Raw genomic sequence first — 1,069 nt, forward strand, 5'->3', positions numbered from 1 at the left:
GGCGCGTCATTGGCGCCATGGATGGTGACGGTCAGGTTCGCCGTGGCGGTGGCGCCGGCGGTGTCGCGCATCGTATAGCTGAAGACTTCGCTCAGCGTGTTGGTCGACAGGCGTAGCGCCTGGACGGCGGCATTGGTCTCGTTGACCGCATAACTGTAGGCGCCCGATGCATTGAGCACGAGACTGCCATAGGTGCCGGCGAGTGCTGAGCCGAGCGTGCCCGACGTCGCACCAAAGACCACTGCCGTGACGGTCTTGGTGTCTCCGGAATCTGGATCGGTATCGTTGGTCAGCACGTTGCCGCTGGCAACCGCGCCGCCCGAACCATTGGCAACACCACCTTTCTCGGTGGCATCCCCCGCATCGGCGACCGCCGTCGGCGTCGTGTTGCCGGGAACCGACACGGCGATGTTGAAGGTTTCGTTGGCGGCAAGGCCGCCAAGGTCTGTCGCCGTCACCTTGACGCCGTAGGTGCCGCCTGCCGTCGGCGTGCCGGAGAAGGTACGCGTCGTGGCGTTGAAGGAGAGCCAGGCGGGCAGCGCCGTGCCATCGGCTGCCGTTGCCGCGTAAGCCAGCGTCTCGCCGCTGTCGACATCGGTGAAGGTCGTCGTCGGCACCACGAAGGAGAAGGCCGATCCGACGGTGGCGTTCTGGGTCGTCGTCTGGACAGCCAGCACCGGCGCGTCATTGGCGCCATGGATGGTGACGGTCAGATTCGCCGTGGCGGTGGCGCCGGCGGTGTCGCGCATCGTATAGCTGAAGACTTCGCTCAGCGTGTTGGTCGACAGGCGCAGCGCCTGGACGGCGGCATTGGTCTCGTTGACCGCATAACTATAGGCGCCCGATGCATTGAGCACGAGACTGCCATAGGTGCCAGCGAGTGCCGAGCCGAGCGTGCCTGATGTCGCCCCGAACTTGATTGCCGTCACCGTCTTGGTGTCGCCGGCATCCGGATCGGTATCGTTGGTCAGCACGTTGCCGCTGGCGACCACCCCGCCCGAACCATTGGCAACACCACCCTTCTCCGTCGCATCACCCGCATCGGCGACTGCCGTCGGCGTCGTGTTCG

Annotated in this window: 1 protein-coding gene; it reads right to left on the reverse strand. The window is 65.6% G+C overall.

Annotation, left to right across the window (positions count from 1 at the left end; genetic code table 11):
• On the reverse strand, window positions 1-1,069 hold a 1,069-nt coding region (locus tag FHX14_RS32760; RefSeq protein WP_184381270.1), incomplete at both ends, for a VCBS domain-containing protein.

This window comes from Rhizobium sp. BK619 (assembly GCF_014195245.1).
Taxonomy (GTDB): domain Bacteria; phylum Pseudomonadota; class Alphaproteobacteria; order Rhizobiales; family Rhizobiaceae; genus Rhizobium; species Rhizobium acidisoli.